We start from the raw sequence: 21,370 nt of genomic DNA, 5'->3' as shown, positions 1-21,370 counted from the left end.
GTCATGCGGCTTTTTACCTGTACCTGCGGAAACACGCTGTTCTTCGACAATACGCAATGCACGTCCTGCGGGCGCAGGACCGGCTGGTGCCAGAACTGCGAAGCCGTCACCGCCCTGGAACCGGCGGGGGATCACTGGCGCTGCCTGGGGACACCCGTGGGAGAGCCTTGCGGCACCGAAGTGGCGCTGTGCGAGAATTACGCCAAGGCCAAGGTGTGCAACCGCACCGTGCCTTTGGGGCAGGGGCGGTTCTGCGATTGCTGCCGCTACAACGACACCGTGCCGGACCTGTCGGTCGAGGGAAACTGGGAACGCTGGGCGCGGCTGGAGGCGGCCAAGCGGCGGCTGTTCTATGGGCTGGACCGGCTGGGGTTGCCCTATGGCACGACGGGCGACGGGATGGAGCCGCCGCTGACCTTTGCCTTCATGGGCGATCCGCTGGACGAAGGGCTGTGGCGCAAGGCGGGTGAGGCGGAGCGCGTCTTTACCGGCCATGCCAGCGGCAAGATCACCATCAACATTCGCGAGGCCGACCCCGCCGAACGCGAGCAGATCCGCGTCGACATGGGCGAGGCGCATCGCACGCTGATCGGGCATTTCCGCCACGAGGTCGGGCATTACTTCTGGGACGTGCTGATCAAGGACCGACCCGAGGCCGAGGCCAGCTTTGCCGCATTGTTCGGGGACCCGCGCAACCCGACATATGGCGCGGCGCTGGAACGGCACTACAAGGAGGGCCCGCCGCCCGATTGGCTGGGGCATTACGTTAGTGCCTATGCGACGATGCACCCGTGGGAAGACTGGGCCGAGACCTGGGCGCTGTACCTGGACATTGCCAGCGTCATCGACACCGCCACCAGCCTGGGGTTGCTGATGGAGGAGCCGTTGTCGGACATTCGCACGCTGGTGCGGCGTTACCGTGCGCTGGGGCTGGTGCTGAACGAACTGAACCGCGAAATGGGTCTGCTGGATTTCGTGCCGGAGGTGATTTCGGACACGGTGGCCGAGAAGCTGGGATACGTGCATGACACGGTGCTGGCGGCCTCGACAGGCGGATTTCTGGACAAAGCCCGCGCCATGTGACATGCCGCGCGCAACAGGAGTTCCGCCATGACCGTTACCCGTTTCGCCCCATCCCCCACCGGCTATATCCACGTCGGCAACCTGCGCACCGCGCTGTTCAATTTTCTGATCGCCCGCAAGGCGGGTGGCACATTCATCCTTCGGATCGACGATACCGATCCCGAGCGGTCCAAGCAGGAATACGTCGACGCGATCAAGTACGATCTGGATTGGCTGGGCCTGCACTGGGACCGGGTCGAGCGGCAGTCCGAACGGCTGGATCGCTATGCCGAGGCGGCGGACAAGTATCGCGAGATGGGACGGTTCTACGAGGCGTTCGAGACCCCGGTCGAGCTGGACCTGAAGCGCAAGAAGCAGCTGAACATGCACAAGCCGCCGGTCTATGACCGTGCCGCGCTGGCGTTGTCGGAGGCTGAAAAGGACAAGCTGCGCTCCGAGCGTGGCGATGGTGTTTGGCGGTTCCTTCTGGATCAGCAGCGCATCGAGTGGGCGGATGGCATCCTGGGCGATCTGTCGATCGATGCGGCGAGTGTGTCGGACCCGGTGCTGATCCGGGCCGATGGGCAGGTGCTGTATACGCTGGCCTCGGTCGTGGATGACACCGACATGGGTGTCACGCACGTGGTGCGCGGGTCGGACCACGTGACGAACACCGCGACGCAGATCCAGATGATCCAGGCGCTCGGCGGGACGGTGCCGACGTTTGCGCACCATTCCCTGCTGACCGGCCCGCAGGGCGAGGCGCTGTCCAAGCGATTGGGCGTGCTGGCGATCCGCGACCTGCGCGAGCAAGGCGTCGAGCCGATGGCATTGCTGAGCCTCATGGCGCGGCTGGGGTCGAGCCAGCCTGTCGAGTTGCGCGAGAGCGTCGAGGAGATCGCGGCGGGGTTCGAGCTGTCGCAGTTCGGCTCGGCCCCGACCAAGTTCGACGAGCAGGACCTGTTTCCGCTGACGGCCCATATCCTGCAATCGCGCCCGCTGGAGGCCGTGAAGGACCGCGTGCTGGCGGCCGGGGTGCCCGAGGACAAGGCCGAGGCATTCTGGATGGTGGTGCGTGACAACATTACCGTGTTGTCGGACATGGACGCCTGGTGGGCGTTGTTCCGCGACGGAGCCGAGCCGGTGATCGACGACGAGGATCGTGACTTTGTCGCGGAGGCAATGGCGCTGTTGCCCGAGGGCCCCCATGACGCGGAGAGCTGGGGCAAATGGACCGCCGAGGTGAAGGCGGCGACCGGGCGCAAGGGCCGGGGCCTGTTCATGCCGCTGCGCAAGGCGCTGACGGGGATGCAGCACGGACCCGACATGTCCCAGGTTCTGCCCCTGTTGCAGGTCATCCGGGCGAAATAGGCGCGGATCACGCGGCGCGTGCCATCTTCGGCAGGGAGCGGCAGGGAGCAACGGCCGCGCGCCAGAGAAAGACGGCCCTCTGCCAGAGAAAGAGGTCACCTCCGGCAGAGAACGCGGCCGCCTCCGGCAGAGAAAGAGGCCGCCTCCGGCGGGGGTATTTAGGGCCAGATGATAAAGAGCGGGTGCGAGGTGCGCCCGCTTTTTTCATGGGACGGGGCGTGGACGGAGCGTGGACGGGACCGGGGGGCGGGTGTCGGTCAGGCGGGAATTATCTCGGATTGCAGTCGGGCGAGGTGGTCGTCAATGAAGGCGGTCTCGTCGGGGCTGAGGGTTTTTGCGCGGGGATAGAGGGGGGCGGCACGATCGTTCAGGATCGGGGTTTCCCAGCCGTCTGTCGTGTCGAAGAATCGCTGCGCGCCGGCGGGCCCGAATTCGCGCAGATACCCTTGCAGGACCACGTCGAGATAGCTGAGCAGGATCGGTGTGGGGGCCTTGGCGGCGGGGTGTTTGGACGCGGGAATCGTATAGATTGCAATGTCGATCGGCTGGCCCCGTGGCAGGGCCTGACCGTGCGCGATGTCCGGCGTGGCGATGTGGCGGTCATAGGCGAATTCGCGGGCGTCCAGTGCCGCCCAATCGGCATTCGGCACCGGGGCGATCAGGCCGTCGATGACGGTGCCGGGGCTGGGCACGGCCGTCAGGATCGCGAAATTCCGCAGGGCGGTGTGTCGCCAGAGCCGCCGCCATCCCTGTGCTGTGGCCGGATGTGCCGGGGCATAGATATGCGTGTCGCGGTTCACGAGGCTGCCATAGCCGAAGAAATAGGGATGTGCGGTCTGGAACGGGATCATGCGGGCCTCGGGGTTCGGCGTGGTTTGCGACGGATTCGATTGATGTGGATCAAATACATCTTGAGTGAATGCCCCCATACCATGGTCCTGCGCTGCGTGCGAATTGTGCGGGCGAGTGAAAATGGGTCGTGATGGCCCGGCAGCGATGGGGTGCGACAGGGGCAGGGGCCGCAGGGCCGTGCCACATGTCCACCGCAGGCTGAGGAGGGACCATGCGCCTGACCAAGCGAACCAATATTGCCATGCGCGTGCTGATGTACTGCGCGGTGAACGGCGACCGGATGGTGATCAAGTCCGAGATCGCAGAGGCCTGCAACATTTCGGAAAACCATCTGGCGCAGGTGATCAACCGGCTGGCGCGCAGTGGATTTCTGAAAACCCATCGGGGGCGCAGGGGCGGCATGACGCTGGCGGTGCCGGCCGGTGGCATCCGCGTGGGCGATGTCTTTCGCGCAACCGAAGCCGAAGTGCCGATCACCGAATGTTTCGCGGATGAGGCGAACACCTGTCCCTTGATCTCGGCCTGTCGGCTGCGTGGCGCGATTGCCGTCGCGGTCGAGGCCTTTTACACGGCGCTGGACGGGGTGACGCTGAGCGATCTGACCTGCGATAATGCGCCACTTGCTGAACTTATGACCCCTGTCGCTTGTTCTCGCTCCAGTGTCGCTTCTGACGTCTGATCGGGCTTGCACGCCCGGCAGGCAGCGGCTATCGGTTGGGCATTGGATCGGGAGAACTGGCGAAAGTCAGTGCCGAAGGAGCAACCGCCCCGGAAACTCTCAGGCTTCAGGACCGTCCGATACACAGACTCTGGAGAGAGGCCCTTTGACGGGTCCGCCGAAGGGATAGCGATCTCAGGCAAAGGAACAGAGGGGGCATCACCGCGTGGCTTTTCGCCGCGCCCATGATGCCCGGGGGAGTTCCGCCCAGGCCAGACCTGGAGAGACGGATGAGCGATCTACCCGACGAATTGCGTGGCCTGCCATTGCATGATCTGCACCGCGAACTTGGTGGCAGGATGGTACCCTTTGCCGGCTACGAGATGCCTGTGCAATACGGCGCCGGGGTGATGAAGGAACATCTGCATACCCGCGCCGCCGCAGGTCTGTTCGACGTCAGCCACATGGGGCAGGTGATCCTGCGCGGGGCCGATGCCGAAACGCTGGCCCTGGGGCTGGAGAGCCTGATCCCGGCGGCGGTGGTGGGACTGGCCGAGGGGCGGCAGCGGTACGGCCTGCTGACGAACCCCGCGGGCGGCATTCTGGACGATCTGATGTTCGCCAACCGCGGGGATCACCTGTTCGTGGTGGTCAATGCGGCGTGCAAGGCCGCCGATATCGCCCATCTGCGCGCCGGTCTGCCGGGGATCGAGGTGGTCGAGGTGACCGACCGTTGCCTCTTGGCGGTGCAGGGGCCGGGGGCGGAGGCCGTGCTGGCACGTCTGGCGCCGGACGTCGCAGACATGCGTTTCATGGATGTGGCGACCGTCACGCTGGAGGGAGCGGAGTGCTGGATCTCACGCTCGGGCTACACGGGCGAGGATGGATACGAAATTTCCGTGCCCAACGACGCGGCCGAGGCGCTGGCGCGCCGTCTGCTGGCCGACGATGCGGTGCTGCCCATCGGCCTTGGCGCGCGCGACAGCCTGCGGCTGGAGGCGGGGCTGTGCCTTTATGGCCATGATATAGACACCACCACGACGCCGGTCGAAGCCGCGCTGCACTGGTCGATCCAGAAGGCGCGCCGCAGCGGTGGCGCGCGCGCAGGCGGCTTTCCCGGTGCCGAGCGCATCCTGGCCGAGCTGGAGGGCGGTGCCGCGCGGCTGCGCGTCGGGTTGCGCCCGGGTGGCCGCGCGCCGATGCGCGAAGGCGTCGAGCTGTTTCAGGGCGCAGGCCCGGTCGGGCGGATCACGTCCGGGGCCTTTGCCCCGTCGCTACAGGTGCCGATTTCGATGGGGTATGTGCCGCGTGCGCTGGCCGCCCCGGGAACCCAGATCGAGGCCGAGCTGCGTGGCAAGCGCGCGCCGGTCACGGTTGACAGCCTGCCCTTCCTCCCCGCCAATTTCAAACGCTGACAGACAGGGAATCGCATCCATGAAATATACCGAAGAACACGAATGGCTCCGCCCGGAAGACGATCTGATCGTCGTCGGGATCACCGAACACGCCGCCGAGCAACTGGGCGACATCGTCTTTGTCGAACTGCCGGAGGTGGGTACGGAAGTGACCAAGGACGAGGAATGCGTGGTGATCGAGAGCGTCAAGGCCGCCTCGGACATCCTGGCGCCGTTGGATGGCGAAATCGTCGAGGTCAACGACATGCTGGTCGAGAACCCGGGCAAGATCAACGACGACCCGATGGGCGATGCGTGGTTCTTCAAGATCAAGCCATCCGAACCCGAGCAGATGGACGAATACATGGACGAGGCCGTCTATAACAAGATGATCAGCTGATCGGATGGCGGTGCTGCGGATCACTGCGAACCTGGGCACCGCCGATCCAACGGCCCTGTCGGCCTTTTATGCCGGCCTTTTCGGCATGGATGTGGCGATGGACCTGGGGTTCATCGTGACATTGCAGGCCAATGCCCGCCAGTCGCCGCAGCTGTCTTTCGCGTCGCAGGGCGGTTCGGGGACGCCGGTGCCCGATCTGTCCATCGAGGTCGATGCCCTCGATCCGGTGCTGGAGCGGGCGCGGGCCGGCGAACTGCCCCTCGAATACGGTCCGGTCGAGGAACCCTGGGGCGTGGTGCGCATGATGTTGCGCGACCCCGAGGGGCGACTGGTAAACGTCTTGACCCACAAGCGATGACGCCCCGGCGTCTTGCCCTACTCTGTTCAGTACAGGAGCTTTCATGCCCTTCACCCCGACGGAATACCGCCCCTACGATTTCGCAAATCGCCGCCACATCGGCCCATCGCCCGCCGAGATGGAGGAGATGCTGAAGGTCGTCGGCGCACACAGCCTGGACGGGCTTATCAGCGATACGGTGCCGCAGGGTATCCGCCAGGATGGCGCACTGGATTTCGGTCCGGCGCTGTCTGAGGCGGACCTGCTGAAGTTCATGCGCGGTGTGGCAAATCGCAACACGGTGCTGACCAGCCTGATCGGGCAGGGCTATCACGATACGATCACTCCGCCCGCGATCAAGCGCAATATCCTGGAAAATCCCGCATGGTACACGGCTTACACGCCCTACCAGCCCGAGATTTCGCAAGGGCGGCTTGAGGCCCTGCTGAATTATCAGACGATGGTCTGCGATCTGACCGGGCTGGATATCGCAAATGCATCGCTGTTGGACGAGGCGACGGCGGCGGCCGAGGCGATGACCATGGCGCAGCGTGTCGCCAAGTCGAAGGCGAAGGCGTTCTTCGTCGATGAAAATTGCCATCCCCAGAATATAGACGTGATCCGCACGCGGGCCGAACCGCTGGGGATCGAGGTGATTGTGGGGGCCCCGGCGGATCTGGTGGCCGAGGATGTCTTTGGCGCCGTGTTCCAGTATCCCGGCACCCACGGCGACCTGACGGATTTCACGCCACAGATGGCGGCGCTGCACGATGCCCGCGCGATCGGCATCATGATTGCCGATATCATGGCGCTCTGCATCCTGAAGGAACCCGGTGCGATGGGGGCAGATATCGCCGTGGGATCGACGCAGAGGTTCGGCGTCCCGCTGGGCTATGGCGGTCCGCATGCCGCCTACATGGCGACGCGCGATGCCTACAAGCGGGCGATGCCGGGGCGCATCGTCGGCGTATCGATCGATGCGCGCGGCAACCGCGCCTATCGCCTGGCGCTGCAAACCCGCGAACAGCATATCCGGCGCGAAAAGGCCACCAGCAACGTCTGCACGGCCCAGGCCCTGCTGGCGGTAATGGCCAGCATGTACGCGGTGTTTCACGGACCCGATGGCCTGAAGGGCATCGCACAGCGCATCCACCGCAAGACGGTGCGCCTGGCCCGCGGCCTTCAGGAGGCAGGGTTCGAGGTCGGCCCCGAGGCGTACTTCGATACCATCCATGTCGAGGTGGGGGCGTTGCAATCGGCGGTGATGAAGTCGGCGCTGGACGAGGGTTTGAACCTGCGGCGCGTCGGCACCACCAAGATCGGCATCAGCCTGGATGAATGCACCCGCCCCGCCACCATCGAGGCGGTCTGGCGCACCTTTGGCCTGTCATTGCCCGGTCAGGCCAGCGAAACGCCCTATCAGTACCGGATCCCGGATGATTTCGCGCGCGAAACGCTGTACATGCAGCACGAGATCTTTCACATGAACCGCGCCGAGACCGAGATGATGCGCTATATGCGTCGCCTCGCGGATCGTGACCTGGCACTGGATCGGGCGATGATCCCGCTCGGCTCCTGCACGATGAAATTGAACGCCGCCGTCGAGATGGAGCCGATCTCCTGGCCTGAATTCAGCGCGCTGCATCCTTTTGCACCATCGGATCAGGCGGCAGGGTACGGCGCGCTGATCAAGGACCTGTCGGCCAAGCTGTGCGATATCACCGGATACGCGGGCTTTTCGCTGCAACCGAATTCCGGTGCCCAGGGCGAATATGCGGGGTTGCTGACAATTCGTCGCTACCTCAGCGCAAAGGGAGAGGGGGCGCGCAACATCTGCCTGATCCCGACCTCGGCACATGGGACCAACCCGGCCTCCGCACAGATGGTCGGCTGGAAGGTCGTCGCGATAAAGGCGCGCGACAATGGCGATATCGATCTGGATGACTTTGCCGAAAAGGCGGAAAAATACGCCGATCAGCTGGCGGCCTGCATGATCACCTACCCCTCGACGCATGGGGTCTTCGAAGAGACGGTCAGGCAGGTCTGCCAGATCACGCATGATCACGGTGGCCAGGTCTATATCGACGGGGCCAACATGAATGCGATGGTTGGTCTGGCACGACCGGGCGACCTTGGCGGTGACGTCAGTCACCTCAACCTGCACAAGACCTTCTGCATTCCCCACGGCGGCGGTGGCCCCGGCATGGGGCCAATCGGGGTGCAGGCGCACCTGGTCGAACATCTTCCGGGCCATGTCGCCAACGACAGCGACGGCGCTGTATCGGCCGCGCCCTACGGCTCGCCCTCGATCCTGCCGATCAGTTGGGCCTACTGCCTCCTGATGGGGGGGGCCGGGCTGACGCAAGCCACCAAGGTCGCGATCCTGAACGCCAATTACATCGCGGCACGTCTGAAGGGGGCCTATGATGTCCTCTACAAAGGGCCGTCGGGGCGCGTTGCACACGAGTGCATCCTCGACACCCGCCCCTTCGAAAGAAGTGCCGGCGTCACGGTCGACGACATCGCAAAGCGCCTGGTGGACTGCGGCTTTCATGCGCCGACGATGTCCTTTCCGATCCCCGGTACATTGATGGTAGAACCGACCGAGAGCGAAACCCGAGCCGAGCTGGACCGCTTCTGCGATGCCATGCTGGCCATCCGCGCCGAGATCGCGGAGATCGAAGCCGGTCGTGTCACCCCCGATGCCAGCCCGCTGAAGTTCGCGCCGCATACGGTCGAGGATCTGGTGGGCGACTGGGATCGTGCCTATGATCGCGAACAGGGCTGTTTCCCACCCGGGGCGTTCCGGGTCGACAAGTACTGGCCGCCGGTCAACCGCGTCGATAACGCCTGGGGGGACCGCAACCTGACCTGCACATGCCCGCCCATGTCTGACTACGCCGAAGCGGCAGAGTAAGTCGGAGTCACAGACCCGGTTCCTCGGCGCCGGGTGTCGCTTCGGGATGGCACCGCTTCACTTCTGCCGGTCATTTTCGGCGTCGGTAGCGCGTCGGTATCCGGGCGGTGAATCGCGCCGTTACAGTCTGTGTCTGACGAAACGACGCGTTGGTCCTGATACAAAAGGTCCGATGCCTCCGGCGGGGGTATTTCCGGCCAGATGACAGGGGGAGCACTCTGCATGTTTCCCTGTTGGAAATATCCCGGGGGAGGCGCGCGGGACGCGCGTCGGGGGCAGAGCCCCCAAACCGCCGTCAATCCATGGTACGCAGCACCCGGGCAGGGCGCGCGGCCAGTGGGCGCAGCGCGAAGGCAAGCCCTGCCAGAAGGTTGGCAATGAGACCTCCCAGCACGATGGCGATGGCGGAAGGCCAGATCACTTCGTAACTGGTCTCGAACACGTAATGGCAGACGGCCCAGCCGCCTGCTATTCCGGCCAGGAGGGCAACGAGGCCGGCGCCGATGCCGAGCAGAGCCGAGCGCAGCGCGAGGCTTGTCAGGATGCGGGCCCGCGATGCGCCGAGCGTTTTCAGCACCGCCGCTTCGTAGACCCTGGCCCGTTCCCCCGAGAGGGCCGCGCCGATTAGGACGAGGAACCCGGTCAGGAGCGTTGCCAATGCGCCATACGACGTTGCAGCCGCGATTCCCTGCAGCAGGTCCGCCACACGGTCGATCGCATCGCGGACCCGGATCGAGGTGATGTTGGGGAACGACCGTCCGAGGTCGCGCATCAGCGGCCCCTCTGCCTGTGGGTCGGCATAGATCGAGGCAATCCAGCTATGCGGCGCACCTTCCAGCGCGCTTTGGTTCATCACCAGGACGAAGCCCATGCCGGCCGTCGAGAAATCGACGTCGCGGAACGAGGTGATGGTGGCGGTGATATCCCGCCCGAGGATGTTGACCGTCATCGTGTCGCCAAGTTCCAGGCCCATTTCTTCGGCCGCGTCGGCGGAAAAGCTGATCTGGGGATCGCCGCCATAGCCTGCGCCCCACCAGGTTCCGCTGGTCAGTGTGGTGTCGGCGGGCAGGCTGTCGGCATAGGAGATCCCCCGGTCACCGCGCAGCACCCAGTGATCGCCTGCGACCTCTTTCGCCGGCTGGCCGTTGATCTGCGTGATCACGCCGCGCAGCATCGGGGCGCGGTCGGTACGGCTGACGCCGGGATCGCCGTCGACCCGGTCGAGAAAGGCGGGCATCTGGTCGTTCTGGATATCCACCACGAAATAGGAGGGGGCACGGTCGGGCAGGTCACGCTGGATCGCGGCGCGCATGTTGCCATCGATCTGGCCGACGGAGGCAAGCACGGTGAGGCCGAGACCGAGGGAGAGCACGACTGGCAGTGCCTCGTTTCGCGGGCCCGAGATGGAGGCAATGGCCCATCGGAGCGCCGGGCGGCCGCGCACGATGGGGCGCAGGCGCGCCGCCGACCAGCGGATCGCGCGCGCCGAGAGGGCAAGCAGGATCAGCGCAGCGAGGATGCCCGCCGCGGTCCAGAGCGTGAGTGTCGCCGCCCCGGAAAGCCAGGCGGCAGAGCCGACCAGAACGACCAGCAGAGCGGCGATGATCAGCAGGGTCGGCAGCGGCGGCAAGACGCGGGTGGCGGAGTAGTCATCCCGAAACAGCGCCGCCGCGCGGATCTGGTCTGCGCGTGCCAGCGGCCATAGGGTGAACACCAGCGCGGTCAGCACCCCGTAGAGCGCGGCCTGTGCAAGCGCCGCGGGAAACACCGTGAACACTGCCGGGATCGGCAGTTGGGCCTGGATCACCGGGGCCAGCAGCAGCGGGATGAGCGCGCCCATCACCAGTCCGATCCCCACGCCGATCGTCGCCAGCGCCCCGATCTGGCTGAAGTAGGTCAGGAAGATGATACGGCGCGTTGCCCCAAGCGTGCGCAGGGTGGCAATGACGGCCGTCTTGCCCGCCAGGTAGGCGCGCACAGCCGAGGACACGCCGACGCCCCCCACCGCCAGCCCGGACAGGCCGACCAGCGTCAGGAACGCGGCGAGCCGGTCAACGAAGGTTGCGATGCCGGGGGCGCCGTTGCGCGCGTCGCGCCAGCGTATGCCGCTGTCGGCGAATTGGGCCTGCGCCCCGGCTTCGAGCGCGGCAAGGTCCGTGCCGGGGGGCAGGGTCATGCGATAGCGGCTGTCGAACAGGGTGCCGGGCGACAGCAGAGGCGTGCCGTCGAGCGCGCTGCGCTGGACGATCGTGCGCGGCCCCAGCGAAAAGCCCGAGGCATTGGCATCAGGTTCGTGTGAAATCGCCGCCATAAGGGTAAAATCGACGCCGCCGAGCTGGAAGGTCTGTCCCGGCGACAGGTCCAGGCGGTCTATCAGGGTCGCGTCCATGACGGCGCCGGGGTGGCTGCCGTCGCCGCCGAGCGCCTGGGACAGGGGCATGTCGGGGGTAAGGGTCAGCGCGCCTTTCAGCGGGTAGGCCTCATCGACCGCCTTGACCTGCGTCAGCGTCCGATCATCCCCGAGCGCGGCCATCGAGCGGAACTCGGCAACCTCGGAACTGGCGCTGGCGCGGGCGTCTATCCAGGCGCGTTCCGCTGCCGTGGCAAATCGGTAGGTCAGCGAGATTTCGGCATCCCCGCCCAGCATGGCTGCGCCTTCGCGGGCCAGCCCGGCGTCGATGGCGGAGCGGACGGAGTTGACGCCGGCAATGGCGGCGACACCCAGGGCGAGGCAGGCAATCAGGATGCGAAAGCCCGACAGCCCGCCGCGCAATTCGCGGGCGGCAAAACGCAGCGCCAGGCGGAAATCGCGGGCAAGGCCGTTGTTCACTGTGCGGCCTCTGTCTGGGTCTGGGTCTGGGTCTGGGGCGTGGTTTGGGGCGGGGTCTGGGACTGGGTGTCGAGGTGGCCATCGCGCAGGCGGATCACGCGGGAACATTGCGCAGCGAGTTCGGGGGCGTGGGTGACCATGATGAGCGTCGCGCCATGGCGGTCGCGCAGGGAGAACAGCAGCTCGATGATGGCCTGGCCATTGGTGCCGTCCAGATTGCCGGTGGGTTCGTCGGCCAGCAGGATCTGCGGCCGGGGGGCCGAGGCGCGCGCCAGGGCAACCCGCTGTTGTTCGCCGCCTGACATTTGCGCCGGGTAGTGGTCGGCGCGATGCGCGAGGCCGACCGCGTCGAGTTCGGCGCGGGCACGGTCGAACGCATCCGTGGCACCGGCAAGTTCCAGCGGGGTCGCGACATTTTCAAGCGCCGTCATTGTCGGCAGAAGGTGGAAGGATTGGAACACCACCCCCATATGTTTCGAGCGGAAGCGGGCCAGAGCGTCTTCGGACATCGTGGTCAGGTCCTGGCCCAGGGCTTCGATCCGTCCGGCGGTGGCGCGTTCCAGCCCGCCCATGAGCATGAGGAGTGACGATTTGCCAGACCCCGACGGCCCGATGAGACCGAGTGTTTCGCCCTTTTCCACGCTGAGATCTATTCCGTGGAGGATTTCGACGCGGCCGGCATTGCCATCAAGGGCCAGCCGGGCCCCGCTGAGCTGGAGTATGGGCTGGGTCATGTCGGCCTTTCAGGGAGTGCTGCGCTGTTGTGCATATGGGCGGTTCGCGCGCGCGGGCAAGGTGTTGACGACAATGTTAGCCATTGTGGGGGCTGTGATCCCGGTTTCGGTCGCGGTCTCGGCGCGGGCGGAGGATACGGCACGGGAGACGGTACGGGGGGCGGCGGCCGGGGCGGCCGAACAGCCGGCGGTGACGCTGCTGGCGTTCGGTGACAGCCTGACGCAGGGCTACGGGCTGGAACAGGGCGATGGTCTGGTGCCGCAGTTGCAAAGCTGGCTGGCCGCGCATGGCGCGGGTGCGGTCGACATCGTGAATGGCGGCGTGTCGGGGGATACCACGACCGGGGGGCTGGCCCGGATCGATTGGTCGCTGACACCGGATATCGATGCGATGATGGTGATCCTGGGCGGCAATGACCTGTTGCGGGGCACCGACCCTGCGGTCACGGGGGCGAACCTTGACGGTATCCTGGACGCCGGGCAGGCAAAGGGACTGCCGATGATGCTGGTGGGGATGCAGGCGACGGCGAATTTCGGGGCCGGTTTCAAGGCGGAGTTCGACGCGCTTTATCCCGATCTGGCAGCGCGATACGACACTGTCTTCGTCCCCAGCTTTTACGCGCCGCTGACCGGCGGGTCCGACGACCCGGTGCAGATGCGCAACCTGTTGCAGGCTGACGGCATTCACCCGAACCGTGACGGGGTCAGCAAGATCGTGGCGACGCTTGGGCCTGCCGTGCTGGAGCTGTTGGACCGTGTGGAGGCACCCTGAACCGCGCGACAGAAACAGCACAAGGCCTGATCAGGCACAACTGAACAGGCCGCTTCGGGGCGTGGCGTCTCGCGTGTGCAAAGAGGCCCGCGTGTGCAAAGAGGAAGGAACATGCGCCCACGGAGAGGGGCGCAGGGAGAGAAGGTGTGCGGTGGCCGGTCTATACGACCTGAAGGTTCATCGCGGATTCGCGACCGTCGCGGCCTTCCTTGATTTCAAAGGTGACGCGCTGATTGTCGACGAGGGCCGTCAGGCCCGATCTTTCAAGCGCGGCGGCATGAACGAAGATATCCTTGGCCCCGCCTTCGGGTGCAATGAACCCGTACCCCTTTTCCGTATTGTACCATTTCACGATGCCGGTGGTCATTTGGCGTCCTTACGCAGAGATACTGTCCACGAAATTGCGACAGCACGGCGCAGCCCCTGAGAGTGCAAGCGCTTTGGACTGAATATGACCATGACGCAGCACTGTAACCTTGCAGCAAAACTGTGGGGGGGAATGCACGTCAGCGCAAGTGTTAACCATTGAACCGCCAGACACCTCAGTTTCTGAATATGTCCGGACCGGGCCGGGCCGGACGGTGTCAGTTTCTGGGACGGTCGGAGGGCGAGGTGGGGGCGAGGAAGGGGCGCCCGCCTGCGGCGTCAGTGCGGGCGGTCCCGTGTTCCATTCCGGGGCTCGGGCCGTTCGCGGCGCAACAGCGGCGACAGGCGCCGCGCCACGACCTGTCCCAGCACGCGGGGCAGGCGGCGAAGGGTGGCACGAGCAACCTGATCATATTCGATTTCGCCCGCCAGCAGGCGCAGGTAGAGGTGGCGCAGGGTGCCAGAGCCGCGAAACGCCCGCACGAAGCTGGCCTGAAAGACCGGCGCAAAGATCAGTTGGCGCAACCGGCGGGCCTGTCGCAGGGCCTTGTGAATGGGCCGCAGCTTTTGCTGGTACAGATGCAGGGCACGATCTGCCTGACCGGCGGCAAGCGCCTCGATCGCGGCCTGCGCGGCTAGCTGGCCGCTTTTCATCGCATAGGCGATACCCTCGCCGGTGATCGGATCGACCAGGCCTGCGGCGTCGCCTGCCAGCAGCACGGCCCGACGCCCGGCACGACGGCGAAAATCACCGAACGGCAGAAAGTGCCCCTTGCAGGGCATCGCCGGGTCATGGCCCAGCTGCGCCAGATAGGCGGACATTGCGGTCTTCAGGTCGGGGTTGCGCGACAGCACGCCACCGATACCGATGGTCGAGCTGCCACTTTTCGGGAAATGCCAGCCATAGCCCCATTCGGCTGCGCCGAAATCAATGCGCAGCGGGGCGGTCAGGTTGTCGGGGGCGGCGGGGGCCTCGACCTCCAGTCCGAAGCCGACGCGGGTTCTGTCATGGCTGGCGCCGAACAGCGCGCGCGCAACCTGGCTGTTCACGCCATCGGCGCCGATCAGCACGCGGGCAGTCAGGCGCGTGCCGTCGCCCAGGGTGACGCAGGGTTGATCGACATCCAGCGCGGCAATGCGGCTGCCGGTGAAATCGACCGCTCCGCCAGCAACGGCGCGCCGGTACATGTCATCGTCAAAGCTGCGGCGCATGGCCATGTGCATCGCGGGCATGTCGTTGATCCGCGCCAGTTCCTGTCCGAAGGCATGAAAGGTGACAGCGGTCTTGGTTTCGATCAGCGCGGCGGGCACCGGTGTGCCGTAGATCTGCGCAAAATAGCTGTAGCTGCGCCCGGTGAGACCGCCGCCGCACAGCTTTTCACGGGGAAAGCGCGCCTTGTCGATCAGGGCAACAGACAGGCCCCCGCGGGCGGCGGTAAAGGCGGCGGCGGCCCCGGCAGGCCCGGCACCGATAACGATCACGTCAAAAGCAGTCATCTGAATGGTAAGCTCCCGTCGGGCGGGCGCTTAGTCGGCGCGCACGTCCAGCTCGAAAAAATGTCGGATGTCGTCAAAAAGGCGTTCTGAGGTCATGTATAGCAGGTGCCCCTGCTGGGGGTAGGTAAAGAATTTGTCGGCCTGAACGTGGCGGGCAAACCGGCGTTGTGCGCGGATCGGGAACACCGGGTCCTCGGCGCCATGGAAAAACCCGATCCGGTCGTCCGCCAAGTCCAGCGCGTGGTCCGGTGTCCACAACAGCAGGCTGGCCGTGTGGGCCATGGTCATGCGGAACTTGGGCGTTTTCATGTTGGGCCGCTGGGCCTCGGCCTCGACCGCGCTTTCCTGCGCCTCGACCGGGTCGGAGTAGTGATCGCGGCCATACAGGAGGGTCCGGTAGTTTTCCGTCCAGGCGTCCTGGGGGGCGGTGGAATGGGCGCGGGTCATGGCGCGGATCACGTCGAGCGAACTGCGCGCCGAGGCCAGCATGGCCGAGGGCATCGGCCCGGCAGAAGAGATCAGCGCCATCGAGACATCGGGCGCCTCCAGCTGGTCGGCGGTTTCCAGGGCGATGGGGCCGCCGGTGGAAAAGCCGATCATGTAGACTTCCTCGGGGTGGGCGGTGTTGACGTAGTCCGCGATGATCTTTGCCGATCCCCTGATATCGACCCGGTGATCCACCGGCAGCCCATCGAGGCCGGGAAAGCGGTAGGCGACGATGGCGCTGTCGGGCACCTGCCAGTTCAGCACCTGCTGAAAGATCCCGACCGAGGCGAAGGCCCCGGGGATCAGGACGATGACACGCTTGATACCGGGTTTGAAATTCGCCGTCTCGACCAGGGGAAAGGTGCCGGCTCTGTCCGGTCCGGGCAAGGTGGTGCAGGCGGCGGGGGCAAGGGCCAGCAGCAGGGCGGCAATAAGTCTGATCAAGGGCATCTGAATCCGGGAGTTGGGTTTGCCGCGCGGGCCTGTTCGGGGCAACTTAGCGGCGCGGCGGTCCTTGACCAGTGGCCTTTGCACCGGCGGGCGGGATGCCTATATCACCGCCAAGGCGCAACGCGACAGGAGAGCGGCAATGGCGGACGGCAAGAAACTGACATGTCTGGAATGTGCGCAGGTCAATCGCGTGCCCGAGGACCGGTTGGACAATGCGCCCAAATGCGGCACCTGCGGCGCGCCTCTGATGAGCGGAAAGGCGACCGAGATCGACTTTGCCACGCTGCAAAAAGCGGCAAGGACGGATGACGTTCCGCTGGTGGTCGATTTCTGGGCCCCCTGGTGCGGCCCATGCAAGATGATGGCACCCGAGTTTTCCCGCGCGGCAGGAGAGGTCCGTGGCCGTGTCCGCCTGGTCAAGATCAACACCGAGGAGCACCCCAGGGCCAGCCAGGCCTATGGCATTCGCGGTATTCCGACGATGATCGGCTTTTCCGGCGGCCGCGAGCGCAAGCGGCAGTCCGGCGCGCAGCGCAGCCCCGAGATCGTCGCTTGGGTCAGGGGGATCTGACGCCAAGCTGCCGCCAGCCCCCATTTCAGTATGGCCGCGCCGTCAGGACGTCGTCAGAGAACGGTGACGCGTGTGCCCGTCGGGACCTTGTCGTACAGCGCGATGACATTCTTGTTCACCATGCGGAAACAGCCGCTTGATGCGTTGTGGCCGATGGATTCGGGATGCGTCGTGCCGTGGATGCGGATGTAGGTGTCCTTGCCGTCCTGGTACAGATACAGCGCCCGCGCCCCCAGCGGATTGTTCGGCCCACCGGGCATGCGGTCATTGTTGCCCTTGAACTTGGCATAGGGCGCATCGCGTTCAATCATCTCGGGTGTCGGGCGCCAGCTGGGCCATTCGACCTTGCGCCCGATGACGGCCGTGCCGGTAAAGCCAAGGCCGACGCGCGCCACGGCGATGCCATACCGCATGGCCTGACCCGGTGCGGTGACGTGGTATAGGAAATAGGAGCGGGGCAGGATCACGATCTGACCGGTCTCATAATCGGGCGAAAAGGTAACCGGCGTCGGGTCGAACATGGACGGGGCGTGGGCGGCCTGCCCCATGACGGGCAGGGCCGACACGAGACCGCTGGCGATGCCGCTGGCAAGAAAGGCGCGACGTGTGGGCATGGGGTAACTCCTGTTGATCGGGGCCAGGCGAGGCTGTTCAGGCTGCCTCTGCGCTGGCAAGGCACATTCTGCGCCTGGTTCATGGGGCTGTACAGGGCGGGCCTGTACAGGGTGGTTACATGGCGGCGGGATGCAGGGCTTGTCCTGCACACCAGGGGACCTTCACATCAAGGTCGCGTCGGGCGCGTATCAAGACGCGATCCCTGTGATCGGTCCTCACCGCACGTGCCGCCATGGGGGCGGTATTCCTGCGGCAGCGTGCCGGTGCCATTCTAATGACGATGCCATTCTAGTGCCTGTCCCATCCTGCCGCTGTCTGGGTAAATAAACACTTCGCCATCGCCATGGGTTCCAGCGACATGCGCGCGCATAGCACGGACTGTCGCCAGAAAGGCACAGTTGGCGACATGCCATCCCCATGCGTGATTTCCCGCCGCTGCCAGCCTGTGCTAATGCGCGTCAGATTGCTGTCTGCGCCTGACTGCGATACTGGCGGCGCAAGTGCCGATCCGGGCCGGCAGATTGGCTGAATGCAGTTTTTCGCATTTGTTTCATGTCTTGTTGGTTTGGGGCTGGTAGTTGTTTTGCCTCTTCGCAGGTCCTAGAATCGGCAAATGAAATCAAAGGTCGCACCCCGGCACACGAAATTTAACGGAGATGGCATGGACGTTTCGGCCACATCGCTACCAGAAGTATTCATCCTGACGCCGCGCCGGTTTGGTGATGACCGCGGTTTTTTCAGCGAGAGCTGGAATGCGCAGCGCATGGCCGGCGCCGGGCTGGATATCGCCTTTGTGCAGGACAACCATTCGTTTTCGGAAAAGGCAGGCACGTTGCGGGGGCTGCATTACCAGTCGCCGCCCCATGCGCAGGGCAAGCTGGTGCGTTGCGGTCGCGGCAGCCTGTATGACGTGGCCGTGGATTTTCGTCGCGATTCGGAGACTTTCGGCAAATGGGTCGGGGTCGAGCTGAGCTATGAGAACGGCAAGCAACTGTGGATTCCGCCGGGTTTCCTGCACGGCTTTGTCACGCGCGAGGCTGGCACGGAAATTATCTACAAGTGTACCGATTACTACGCTGCGGACTGCGACGGCGCGGTGCGGTGGGACGACCCCGACCTGGGCATCGACTGGGGCGTCAGCGCCCCGGTGCTGTCCGACAAGGATGCCAAGGCCCCTGGTTGGGCCGACGTCGAAAGCCCCTTCACGATGGAGAATGCGCAATGAAACTGCTGGTCACTGGGGGGGCGGGCTTTATCGGGTCCGCGGTCGTACGCCTGGCAATTGCCGACGGTCACGAGGTGGTCAACCTCGACGCGCTGACCTATGCGGCCTGCCTCGATAACGTCGCTTCGGTTGCGGATAACCCTGGCTATGCGTTCGAGCAGGCCGATATTCGTGATGCCGCCGCGTTGAAGCGCGTCTTTGATGCGCATCAGCCCGACGCCGTGATGCATCTGGCCGCCGAAAGCCACGTAGACCGGTCGATCGATGGACCGGGCAGCTTTATCGACACCAATGTCACCGGGACCTACACGTTGCTGGAGGCCGCGCGGGCCTATTGGGATGGCCGCGGGCGGCCTGCCGGCTTCCGCTTTCACCACATTTCCACCGACGAGGTGTTTGGCACGCTGGGCGACACCGGCATGTTCACCGAAGAAACGCCCTATGCCCCCAACAGCCCCTATTCGGCCAGCAAGGCGGCGTCGGATCACCTGGTGCGCGCCTGGCACGAAACCTACGGCCTGCCGGTGGTGCTGTCGAACTGTTCCAACAACTACGGGCCGTTCCACTTTCCTGAAAAGCTGATCCCGGTGGTTATCCTGAACGCGTTGGCGGGCAAGGATATTCCGATCTACGGTGCCGGTCTGAACGTGCGCGACTGGCTGTTCGTCGAAGATCACGCCCGCGCATTGCTGACGGTTGTCACCAAGGGCGAGATCGGGCGCAGCTATAACATCGGTGGCAATGCCGAGGCGCGCAATATCGACCTGGTGCAGATGATCTGCACCCTGCTGGATGATCTGCGCCCGGCTGCAAAACCCTATGCCGATCAGATCCGCCATGTCACGGACCGACCCGGCCATGACCTGCGCTATGCCATCGACGCGACGCGCATTCGTGATGAGTTGGGCTGGCAGCCCACGGTGACGCTGGCCGAAGGATTGGCCTTCACAATCCAGTGGTATCTCGACAACGAGGCCTGGTGGACGGCCTTGCAAAATCGGGAGGGCGTTGGAAAACGCCTTGGTGTCGCATGAGAATACTCGTTTTCGGGTCAACAGGGCAGGTGGCGCAGGAATTGCAGCGCCAGGCCAAGGTGACCGCCCTGTCGCGTGAACAGGCCGATCTGTCCGTGCCCGGCGCCTGCGCCGAGGCCATCGCGCAGTTCGACGGAGAGCTGGTGATCAACGCCGCAGCCTACACGGCCGTCGACCGCGCCGAATCCGAAGAGGCGCTGGCGCAGCGGATCAATGGCGATGCGCCGGGCGAAATGGCCCGGGCCTGCGCCGATCTGGGCATTCCGTTCCTGCACGTGTCGACCGACTATGTCTTTGACGGCGGTGGCAAGCGCGCGCGCACCGAGGCCGGAAAGGTCAATCCGATCAACGTCTATGGTCGTACCAAGCTGGCGGGCGAAAAGGCCGTGCGCAAGGCGGGCGGCAAGACGGCCGTGCTGCGTACCTCCTGGGTGTTCTCGTCGCATGGCGCGAACTTCGTCAAGACGATGCTGCGGCTGGCCGAGACACGCTCGGCCCTGACAGTGGTCGACGATCAGATCGGCGGGCCGACACCGGCCGCCGACATCGCCAAGGCATTGCTGAGCATGGGGCGCGCGATGGCGGGCGGCCATCCCGGCGGCCTGTATCACTACTCCGGCGCGCCGTCGGCCAGCTGGGCCGATTTCGCGCGTGAGATCTTTGTGCAATCGGGGCAGGACGTGGCGGTGACGGGTATTCCATCGTCGGATTATCCCACCCCCGCCGCACGCCCCCTGAATTCGCGGCTGGATTGCCGCAAACTGACCGAGGATTTCGGCATAGCGCCGCCAGACTGGCGCGCCGGGCTGACCAAGGTATTGGCCGAACTGGGAGTTATGGCATGACGGCACGTAAGGGGATCATTCTGGCCGGGGGGTCTGGCACGCGGTTGTATCCGATCACCATGGGGGTGTCGAAACAGCTGCTGCCGGTCTACGACAAGCCGATGATCTACTATCCGCTGTCGGTGCTGATGCTGGCCGGCATCCGTGAAATTGCCATCATCACCACGCCGGACGACCAGGATCAGTTCCGCAGACTGTTGAAGGACGGGGCGCAGTGGGGGCTTGAGTTCACCTTCATCGTTCAGCCCGCACCCGAAGGCCTGGCGCAGGCCTATCTGCTGGCCGAGGATTTCCTGGATGGCGCGCCAAGCGCGATGGTGCTGGGCGACAACCTGTTCTTCGGTCATGGCCTGCCGGACCTGTTGCAGGCCGCGGGCCGGCAGGACACCGGCGGCACCGTCTTCGGTTATCGCGTGGCCGATCCCGAACGCTATGGCGTGGTGGATTTCGCAGAGGATGGCACGGTGCGCCGCATCATCGAGAAACCGACCAACCCGCCGTCTTCCTACGCGGTGACGGGTCTGTACTTTCTCGACGGCACCGCCTCTGAACGCGCCCGCATGGTGCAGAAATCCGACCGGGGCGAGCTGGAAATCGTCAGCCTGCTGGAAAGCTACCTCAAGGATGGCACGTTGAGCGTGCAGCAGATGGGGCGCGGTTATGCCTGGCTGGACACGGGAACGCATTCCAGCCTGCTAGACGCGGGCAATTTCGTGCGCACCCTGTCTGAACGTCAGGGCCAGCAGATCGGCAGCCCGGATGAGGTCGCCTATGTGCAGGGCTGGATCGACGACGCCAAGTTGCTCGACCGTGCCAAGCTGTTCGGCAAGAACGCCTATGGCAGCTACCTGCGCTGGCTGGTCGACTGACAGCAGTAGCGGCGAAACGCGATGACGCTGGGCGCCGGGGGGCACCGTCACGGTGGGATGAGGTCATGTTAAGGGGCGCTGAATA

The 21,370-nt window shown here is 65.0% G+C and carries 20 protein-coding genes and 2 riboswitches; of the genes, 13 read left to right on the top strand and 7 right to left on the bottom strand.

Annotation, left to right across the window (positions count from 1 at the left end):
* Positions 1-3 precede the first annotated feature (3 nt).
* Both DL237_RS11610 and gltX read left to right on the top strand, forming a co-directional pair.
* Entirely contained in the window at positions 4-1,083 is a 1,080-nt protein-coding gene (locus DL237_RS11610; protein WP_119399231.1) for a zinc-binding metallopeptidase family protein, read from the top strand.
* A 27-nt stretch (positions 1,084-1,110) separates the two neighbouring features.
* On the top strand, positions 1,111-2,433 hold the full coding sequence (gene gltX / locus DL237_RS11605) for a glutamate--tRNA ligase (protein WP_119399230.1): 1,323 nt from the start codon (positions 1,111-1,113) through the stop codon (positions 2,431-2,433).
* Positions 2,434-2,690: 257 nt separating this feature from the next.
* Here the strand turns inward: gltX and DL237_RS11600 are convergent, their stop codons facing one another.
* On the bottom strand, positions 2,691-3,362 hold the full coding sequence (locus DL237_RS11600; RefSeq protein ID WP_321186039.1) for a gamma-glutamylcyclotransferase family protein: 672 nt from the start codon (positions 3,360-3,362) through the stop codon (positions 2,691-2,693).
* 134 nt (positions 3,363-3,496) lie between these two features.
* Here DL237_RS11600 and DL237_RS11595 point away from each other — a divergent pair, with 134 nt between their 5' ends.
* The 5 genes from DL237_RS11595 (at position 3,497) to gcvP (ending at position 8,991) form a co-directional block, all read left to right on the top strand.
* Positions 3,497-3,964, top strand: coding sequence for an RrF2 family transcriptional regulator (locus tag DL237_RS11595; protein ID WP_119399229.1), 468 nt, complete (start codon positions 3,497-3,499; stop codon positions 3,962-3,964).
* 37 nt (positions 3,965-4,001) lie between these two features.
* A riboswitch (glycine riboswitch) is annotated at positions 4,002-4,089 on the top strand.
* Between the two features lie 3 nt (positions 4,090-4,092).
* Positions 4,093-4,156: riboswitch (glycine riboswitch) on the top strand.
* 77 nt (positions 4,157-4,233) lie between these two features.
* On the top strand, positions 4,234-5,358 hold the full coding sequence (gcvT, locus tag DL237_RS11590; RefSeq protein WP_119399228.1) for a glycine cleavage system aminomethyltransferase GcvT: 1,125 nt from the start codon (positions 4,234-4,236) through the stop codon (positions 5,356-5,358).
* Between the two features lie 19 nt (positions 5,359-5,377).
* On the top strand, positions 5,378-5,737 hold the full coding sequence (gene gcvH, locus DL237_RS11585) for a glycine cleavage system protein GcvH (protein ID WP_119399227.1): 360 nt from the start codon (positions 5,378-5,380) through the stop codon (positions 5,735-5,737).
* 4 nt (positions 5,738-5,741) lie between these two features.
* Positions 5,742-6,095 carry a VOC family protein gene (locus DL237_RS11580; RefSeq protein WP_119399226.1) on the top strand — a complete coding sequence of 118 codons (354 nt, stop codon included), beginning with the start codon at positions 5,742-5,744 and terminating at the stop codon, positions 6,093-6,095.
* 43 nt (positions 6,096-6,138) lie between these two features.
* Positions 6,139-8,991 (top strand): aminomethyl-transferring glycine dehydrogenase, encoded by a 2,853-nt coding sequence (gene gcvP / locus DL237_RS11575; protein ID WP_119399225.1) that lies wholly within the window; start codon positions 6,139-6,141, stop codon positions 8,989-8,991.
* 295 nt (positions 8,992-9,286) lie between these two features.
* Here gcvP and DL237_RS11570 read toward each other — a convergent pair whose 3' ends face one another.
* Positions 9,287-11,821 carry an ABC transporter permease gene (locus tag DL237_RS11570; protein WP_199672072.1) on the bottom strand — a complete coding sequence of 845 codons (2,535 nt, stop codon included), beginning with the start codon at positions 11,819-11,821 and terminating at the stop codon, positions 9,287-9,289.
* The gene (locus DL237_RS11565; protein WP_119399329.1) at positions 11,818-12,555 is read right to left on the bottom strand and encodes an ABC transporter ATP-binding protein; all 738 of its coding nucleotides are present in this window, start codon (positions 12,553-12,555) and stop codon (positions 11,818-11,820) included. The genes DL237_RS11570 and DL237_RS11565 overlap by 4 nt, the downstream gene beginning before the upstream one ends.
* Before the next feature lie 73 nt (positions 12,556-12,628).
* On the opposite strand from DL237_RS11565, the gene DL237_RS11560 reads away from it, so the two are divergent.
* Positions 12,629-13,327: an arylesterase gene (locus DL237_RS11560; protein WP_119399328.1), complete on the top strand. Its 699-nt coding sequence runs from the start codon at positions 12,629-12,631 to the stop codon at positions 13,325-13,327.
* Between the two features lie 160 nt (positions 13,328-13,487).
* On the opposite strand, the gene DL237_RS11555 is transcribed toward DL237_RS11560, so the two are convergent.
* From DL237_RS11555 to DL237_RS11545, 3 genes are all read right to left on the bottom strand, one after another.
* A complete protein-coding gene (locus tag DL237_RS11555; RefSeq protein WP_119399223.1) occupies positions 13,488-13,694 on the bottom strand; it encodes a cold-shock protein in 207 nt (68 codons plus the stop codon).
* Between the two features lie 278 nt (positions 13,695-13,972).
* Complete coding sequence (locus DL237_RS11550; RefSeq protein WP_119399222.1) at positions 13,973-15,190, bottom strand: geranylgeranyl reductase family protein; 1,218 nt, start codon at positions 15,188-15,190, stop codon at positions 13,973-13,975.
* 30 nt (positions 15,191-15,220) lie between these two features.
* Positions 15,221-16,120, bottom strand: a complete 900-nt coding sequence (locus DL237_RS11545) for an alpha/beta fold hydrolase (protein ID WP_119399327.1) — start codon at positions 16,118-16,120, stop codon at positions 15,221-15,223.
* 145 nt (positions 16,121-16,265) lie between these two features.
* Here DL237_RS11545 and trxC point away from each other — a divergent pair, with 145 nt between their 5' ends.
* Positions 16,266-16,697, top strand: coding sequence for a thioredoxin TrxC (trxC, locus tag DL237_RS11540; protein ID WP_119399221.1), 432 nt, complete (start codon positions 16,266-16,268; stop codon positions 16,695-16,697).
* A gap of 53 nt (positions 16,698-16,750) precedes the next feature.
* Here trxC and DL237_RS11535 read toward each other — a convergent pair whose 3' ends face one another.
* A complete protein-coding gene (locus DL237_RS11535) occupies positions 16,751-17,311 on the bottom strand; it encodes a L,D-transpeptidase (protein ID WP_119399220.1) in 561 nt (186 codons plus the stop codon).
* A 662-nt stretch (positions 17,312-17,973) separates the two neighbouring features.
* Here DL237_RS11535 and rfbC point away from each other — a divergent pair.
* From rfbC to rfbA, 4 genes are read left to right on the top strand one after another with little or no spacing between them, the layout of a single operon-like run.
* Positions 17,974-18,537: a dTDP-4-dehydrorhamnose 3,5-epimerase gene (rfbC, locus tag DL237_RS11530; protein WP_119399219.1), complete on the top strand. Its 564-nt coding sequence runs from the start codon at positions 17,974-17,976 to the stop codon at positions 18,535-18,537.
* Entirely contained in the window at positions 18,534-19,571 is a 1,038-nt protein-coding gene (rfbB, locus tag DL237_RS11525) for a dTDP-glucose 4,6-dehydratase (protein ID WP_119399218.1), read from the top strand. Before rfbC ends, rfbB begins: the two co-directional genes overlap by 4 nt.
* Entirely contained in the window at positions 19,568-20,416 is an 849-nt protein-coding gene (rfbD, locus tag DL237_RS11520) for a dTDP-4-dehydrorhamnose reductase (RefSeq protein ID WP_119399217.1), read from the top strand. The genes rfbB and rfbD overlap by 4 nt, the downstream gene beginning before the upstream one ends.
* Positions 20,413-21,285 carry a glucose-1-phosphate thymidylyltransferase RfbA gene (gene rfbA / locus DL237_RS11515; RefSeq protein WP_119399216.1) on the top strand — a complete coding sequence of 291 codons (873 nt, stop codon included), beginning with the start codon at positions 20,413-20,415 and terminating at the stop codon, positions 21,283-21,285. Before rfbD ends, rfbA begins: the two co-directional genes overlap by 4 nt.
* Positions 21,286-21,370 lie beyond the last annotated feature (85 nt).

Source organism: Pseudooceanicola sediminis, assembly GCF_003575965.1.
Taxonomy (GTDB): domain Bacteria; phylum Pseudomonadota; class Alphaproteobacteria; order Rhodobacterales; family Rhodobacteraceae; genus Pseudooceanicola; species Pseudooceanicola sediminis.
This window is presented reverse-complemented; position numbering and strand designations above follow the sequence as displayed.